At 70.4% G+C, this 6,061-nt stretch carries 5 protein-coding genes and 1 pseudogene; 4 read left to right on the forward strand and 2 right to left on the reverse strand.

Annotated features, from left to right (window positions below; translation table 11 throughout):
* Positions 1-19: 19 nt before the first annotated feature.
* The gene (locus tag ACNAVT_RS21110; protein WP_416298753.1) at positions 20-1,180 is read left to right on the forward strand and encodes an RNA-guided endonuclease InsQ/TnpB family protein; all 1,161 of its coding nucleotides are present in this window, start codon (positions 20-22) and stop codon (positions 1,178-1,180) included.
* A gap of 26 nt (positions 1,181-1,206) precedes the next feature.
* On the opposite strand, the gene ACNAVT_RS21115 is transcribed toward ACNAVT_RS21110, so the two are convergent.
* Positions 1,207-1,509 carry a DUF1905 domain-containing protein gene (locus ACNAVT_RS21115; protein ID WP_416298755.1) on the reverse strand — a complete coding sequence of 101 codons (303 nt, stop codon included), beginning with the start codon at positions 1,507-1,509 and terminating at the stop codon, positions 1,207-1,209.
* A gap of 4 nt (positions 1,510-1,513) precedes the next feature.
* On the reverse strand, positions 1,514-2,170 hold the full coding sequence (locus ACNAVT_RS21120; protein WP_416298757.1) for a DUF998 domain-containing protein: 657 nt from the start codon (positions 2,168-2,170) through the stop codon (positions 1,514-1,516).
* 132 nt (positions 2,171-2,302) lie between these two features.
* On the opposite strand from ACNAVT_RS21120, the gene ACNAVT_RS21125 reads away from it, so the two are divergent.
* The 3 genes and pseudogenes from ACNAVT_RS21125 to ACNAVT_RS21135 all read left to right on the forward strand — a co-directional run.
* Positions 2,303-3,592, forward strand: a complete 1,290-nt coding sequence (locus ACNAVT_RS21125; protein WP_416298759.1) for a sensor histidine kinase — start codon at positions 2,303-2,305, stop codon at positions 3,590-3,592.
* On the forward strand, positions 3,589-4,248 hold the full coding sequence (locus ACNAVT_RS21130) for a response regulator transcription factor (RefSeq protein ID WP_416298761.1): 660 nt from the start codon (positions 3,589-3,591) through the stop codon (positions 4,246-4,248). The genes ACNAVT_RS21125 and ACNAVT_RS21130 overlap by 4 nt, the downstream gene beginning before the upstream one ends.
* A gap of 130 nt (positions 4,249-4,378) precedes the next feature.
* Positions 4,379-6,061: pseudogene (locus ACNAVT_RS21135) on the forward strand (ABC transporter permease); the annotation flags it as partial.

The following is a 6,061-nucleotide window of genomic DNA, read 5'->3' on the forward strand; positions in this document are numbered from 1 at the left end:
GTAGAATGTGCAGGTGAAGTTGGTCGCGCAGGTGAAGTTGCTACCAACGCCAGAGCAGACGACGGCGCTGGATGCCACACTGCGCGCCTGCAACGCGGCAGCCTCGGACGTGGCGCGAATGGCCCACGATCTCGGCTGCTACCGCAACTACGACCTGCGGCGGCACACCTACCACGGCATCAAGGCCGACTATCGGCTCGGCGCGCAGGCCGCGCAGCATGTCATCAAGAAGGTCACCGACGCCTACACCACGCTGAAGGCAAACATCAAGGCCGGCAACCTCGGCAAGCCCGGCAGTAGGCGTCGGCGCACAGCCGAAACCAACCCGGTCAGCTTCCGGTGGGACGCGGCGCAGCCGTACGACGCACGGATGCTGTCGTGGCAGACCGACGCCCGCACCGTATCGATCTGGACCATCCACGGGCGGCTCAAAGGAGTGGCCTACACCGGCTCGGTCGACCACCTCAAGGCCGTCGCCGAGCGGCCGATCGGCGAGTCCGACCTGGTGCACCGGGATGGCATGTGGTTCCTGCACGCCACCGTGGAAGTGCCCGAGCCTGACATCTACGACCCGGACGGGTTCCTCGGCGTGGACATGGGCATCGCCAACATCGCCTACGACTCCGACGGCCGCCGGTACGCCGGTAGCCCACTCAACGGCTACCGACGTCGGCAGCAGCGGTTGCGGCGACGCCTGCAAGCCAAGAACACCAAGTCCGCGCGGCGACTGCTGGCCCGCCGCCGCAAGAAGGAAACGCGGCACGCCGCGAACGTCAACCACACCATCGCCAAACGCGTCGTGACCGAGGCTGCACGCACCAGCCGCGGAATCGCCGTCGAGAAGCTGACCGGCATCCGCGACCGGGTCCGGCTGAGGAAGCCCCAACGGGTCACGCTGTCGTCATGGTCGTTCCACCAACTCGGTGACATCCTGACCTACAAGGCACGTCGGGCAGGTGTACCGCTGGTCCAGGTCGACCCTCGGTACACCTCCCAGACCTGTCACGGCTGCGGTCACCGGGACAAACGGAACCGGCCGGACCAACAAACATTCCACTGTCGGTCGTGCGGGGTCGTTGCCCACGCCGACCACAATGCGGCCCTGAACATCGCCCAGCGCGGTATGCAGGACTGGGGCGCAGTCAATCGCCCGCACGCGGCCCTGCCTCACAGCCAGTGAGGACGGTGACCCGCAAACCCACCCGCTCACGGGCGGGTAGTTGACACCTCGACGCTCAGGCGGACCGTCACGATGTCGCCCACCCCGAGGCCTTCGGCCTTGCGCACCGATGCCTTCACCGGCACGATGTACCGCCCGTCCTTCGGAAAGAGCGACGTCGTCCACTCCGCTCGCCCGATCCGCGCCGCGACCGGGATCATGCCCCAGCCGTAGGTGATCGACGGGGAGGCCGCTTCCAGCTCGCCGCACAGCTCTTCGGGAACGGTGACGAAGTGCCAGGGTGCGGGGCCTCTCCAGAACCACATCTCGCCGGTGAACTCCAGTTGCATCCGGTCAGGATATGGGCCGATTGGTCCCGGCGCTCAGGTCACGCGTGAGACGCACCGCTGCCACGACCGTCCACATGAGCAGTGGGAACACGGCGATCCGTTCCATCCCGCCGACGCCGATGCCGAGGTCGACCTGGGCCAGGAACAGGGCAGTGCCGGCCAGGCCGGTCAGGCCCAGCGCGAGGCTGTCCTCACGCATTGAGCCCAGCACCGGCGACCGCCGGGCCAGGGAGGCCAGGACCATCCCGACGTTACCCAGGGCGAAGATCAGCAGTGCGGCGAGGAAGTGGTTGTTCTCATTCACATCTGCCGGGTACGCCCCGGCCAGGATGTATCCGCCCGCGCCTGCGAGCGTGAGCAGTTGCGCCGCCCTGGTGGCGGCGCCACGGCCGAGCGCCGACCAGGTGAGCGCGACCCCGAGCGCCAGCAGGACGCCGGTGACGATCATGGCGCTGTTCATCCCGACGTGCCAGGGCGAGCACACCTCGCGCGGTCGGGTGGTGTCCCACCTGCCGCAGGTCACGTTGCCCAGGTCGCTGATGTTGTTGGTGGCCCAGCTGAACGATGGGTGTCGCCACCTCAGCCCGGTGATCACGTTCGCGGCCAGGAACAGGGGTGTGGCGAGCAGCCAGCTGTAGGAGCCCAGACGGTGGAGGCGCATTCGCCTAGCTCAGCGCCCCTTGCGGGAGGGCGCACTGGGTCTGGTCGGTCAACGTCAGGTAGGGCTGGGCATACCGCAGGAGTAGGTTCAGACGGCTGGGCCGGTCGTGTTTCGCCTGGTTAGCGTGTCGGCATGACCGTGGACGAGCCCCTGCACCTGGCGGACGCGCTGCGCCGGCGCGGCTATCTGATCTCCTCCTGGCCCTGGCGGGCGCTGGCGTACGCCGCCACCACCGTGCCGATCGCGGGGGTGCTGGCGGTTGGCTTGCTCTGCATCGGGGCGCCCCTGCTGGCGGTGCTCAATGCGGCGGGGCAGGATCGTCCCGTCGAGCTTCCCATCGTTCTGTTCCTCACCGTCGCCGCTCTGGTCATGCTGGCGCTCGCCCCGATCGTGAGCATCCCGGTGGCCATGATCGAGCGGTGGCGGCTCGGCATCGTCGACCCGCGTCCGCTGCCCGCGCAGCGCGTCCGGGGCCTGGCCGCGCGGTACACCAGCGCCGCGGCGTGGCGGGAGGTGGCGTACGCCTTCGTGCTGGGCGGCATCGTGCCGGTCGCGTACTGGATGCTCACGCTGCTCGCCCTGCTGGACCTGGCGCTGATCGCCAGCCCGTGGCTGGCCAGCGACGCCGACCGGATCGTCGTGGTCTGGACCACCGTCGACACACCCGGTCAGGCGATCCCGTACGCGATCGTGGGGGTCCTGTTCATCCCGGTGCTGTGGTATCTGGCCGGCCTGCTCGTCGCCGTGCAGGCCGCCGTGGCGCGGTGGCTGCTCGGCGGACCGTCGGACGGGGCGGCGCTGCGGGAGGTCACCCGTTCCCGTGCCCGCCTGGTCGACGCGTACGAGGCCGAACGCCGCCGCATCGAGCGGGACGTGCACGACGGCGCGCAGCCGCGGCTGACCAGCCTCACCCTCCAGCTGGGGCTGGCCAGGCTCGACGTGCCGGACGACTCGCCCGCCGCCGGGCCGCTGGCCGTCGCTCACGAACAGGCCAAGGACCTCATGGTCACGCTCCGACAGATCGTGCAGGGCATCCGCCCGCAGAACCTCACCGAACTCGGCCTGGCCGGCGCCGTCCGGGAGCTGGCCGGCGCAGCCACCATCCCGGTCGACGTACACGCGGACCTCACCCGGCCCGTGCCGGAGCTGGTCGAGACCACCGCCTATTTCGTGGTGTCCGAGGCCCTGAGCAACGTCGCCCGGCACGCCGACGCGACCCGGGCGCAGGTGCGGCTGACCCAGGCCGACGGGCGTCTCCTCGTCGAGATCGAGGACGACGGCCGGGGCGGCGCCGACCCGGCCCGGGGAACCGGGCTGACCGGTCTCGCCGACCGGGTCGCCGCGGTCAACGGGCGGTTGCTGCTCGCCAGCCCGTCCGGTGGCCCTACGCTCGTGCGGGTGGAGCTGCCGTGCCGCCCATGACCCGGGTCGTACTCGCGGAGGACGAGGTCCTCCTGCGCGAAGGGCTCGTCGGCCTGCTGACCAGATTCGACTTCGACGTGGTCGCCGCCGTCGGCTCGGCGCCGGCGCTGCTGGACGCGGTCCGCGCACACGAGCCGGACCTGCTCGTGACCGACATCCGCATGCCGCCCCACCACCGCGACGACGGCCTCCGCGCGGCCGTCGCCCTGCGCGCGGAACGGCCGCACCTTGCGGTCGTGGTGCTGAGCCAGTACGTGCAAACCGAGTACGCCTCCGCGCTGCTGGACAGCGGCGACGGCCGGCACGTCGGCTACCTGCTCAAGGACCGGGTCGCCGACGTCGCCGAGTTCGCCGAGACGCTACGCCGGGTCGTGGGCGGCGGCACGGCCATCGACCCGGACGTGGTGCGGCATCTGCTGCACCGCCCCCGTGACCCGCTCGCCGCCCTGTCCCCCCGCGAACGCGAGGTGTTAGCGCTGCTCGCCGAGGGCCACTCCAACGCGGCGATCGCGGCGAAGCTGCACGTCACCGAGGCGGCGATCGGCAAGCACGTCGGCAACATCCTGACCAAGCTCGACCTTCCGCCCAGCGACGACACCAACCGCCGGGTGTTGGCGGTGCTCACCTACCTGCGCACGTCCCGCTCCGCGTCCTGATACGGCTGTCGGCTGTCGGTCGTCCTGATGTTGTGGGCCGACGGGCCGGCTCGGAGGCGTCCCACCCCTACGGGTCTTGCATTGTCACAATGTATCGCGCACAGTGTGGGTCAACACGGGGAGGCGCGACATGCTCAACTTCGTCTGGCGACAGCTACGCGGCCGCGTGGGACGATCGGTGGCGCTGCTGCTGGGCATACTGGTGGCCACCACCGGCTTCGTCGTCCTCACCGGCGCCACCACCACCTCCCGCTTGGACGTCACGGGCACTGTCGAGCGGAACACCCGAGCCGCGTACGACATCCTCGTCCGACCAAAGGGGACGCGTACACCGCTTGAGGCCGAGCGTGGGCTGGTCCGCCCCAACTACCTCTCGGGGCTCTACGGCGGCATCGCCACCAACCAGTACGACCAGGTCAAGGCCGTCGACGGAGTGGACGTCGCCGCACCGATCGCGATGCTCGGCTACTCCACCACGATGATCGAGATGCCGGTCGATGTGACCGGCGCGGTCGACCGGTCGCTGGACCGCCAGGTCATCCGGGTCGACCGGACCTTCCTCGCCGAGCGTGGGCTCACCCACGCGCCAGCCGACGCGGTCTACGTCTATGTCACGAAGCACCCACTGATCTATCCGGACACCCGGAACGGGTTCCGCTCCGATGCCATCCCGTACAGCGACGGCCGTCGCTACGACTCTCAGCTGTGCGGCGACGTGCCGCGAGAGGTGCTGCCGGGCGGCCGGAGCGGACCGATCTGCGACCCGCGCTGGTACCAGGCACCCGCCCCGGACTCCCTCAGCGAGCGGCAGACCTGGTCGGTCGACGCGTTCCGATTACTGCCCGACGGGCGCTTCGAGACACGCGCCCTGTCCGAACCGGGCTCGCCGCTCTCCCAATCGTCGGAGCGGCTGGTCATCCGGCTACGACTGACCGTGCCGTTCCTGCTCGCGGCCGTCGACCCGGACCCCGAGCAGCGGCTGGTCGGGCTCGCCGGCGCGGTGGTGGACGGCCGCCCCCTCACCTCGACCGACACCCTCAAGACGAGCAGCTCAGGCGGCTTCCGCGACCACACCCTGCCCGTGCTGCTCAGCGCCCGGCCGTACCTGGACGGCGCGATCCGCACGACCTGGACCCGGATCACACCCCGGGGCAGCATCGCCGATGTCGCCCCCGCTGACTTGGCCCAGATGCTGCGCGGCGCCCCCACCGCACCAGCCGGCGGCGTCGAACGCAACGCGGTGGACGCGTACCGGGCACAGCTCAACGCCGGCCGGCGCGGCGAGATGTGCTGCTGGGGGCAGCTCCAACGGGTGGTCCAGCCGGGCCAGACGCGATACGACCAACTACCGGACGGGACGCTACGCGCCGGCACCGTCGCCGGCTCCACTGTCTACGACGATGTCCGGCTCTCCACCATGGCGGCCCGCCCCTGGCTGACCGAGGACAACCCGTTCCGCCCGCTGACCGAGCTCGGCCTGTCGCGCAGCTCGAAGGACTTTCGGCAATGGCGGTCCGTGGGGGTGTTCGACCCGGAGAGGCTGACCGGATTCAGCGACCTGGGCAAGGTGCCGCTGGAATCGTACGAGCCGCCGCGGGCGGTCGGCGCCGACAACCGAAGCCGCACGGCACTCGGCGGCCGGCCACTGGAGCCGAGCGGCAATCCGGCCGGCTATCTCTCCGCGCCGCCATTGCTGCTGACCACCCTGTCCAGCGTGCCGAAGCTGCTGGAGGGCGGGGGCAGCCCGCAGCGTACGGCCCCGATCAGCGCGATCCGGGTCCGGGTCGCCGACGTGCACGGCTACAGCAAACGG

Origin of the sequence: Micromonospora sp. SL4-19, from assembly GCF_047921475.1 — a bacterium.
Taxonomy (GTDB): Bacteria; Actinomycetota; Actinomycetes; order Mycobacteriales; family Micromonosporaceae; genus Micromonospora.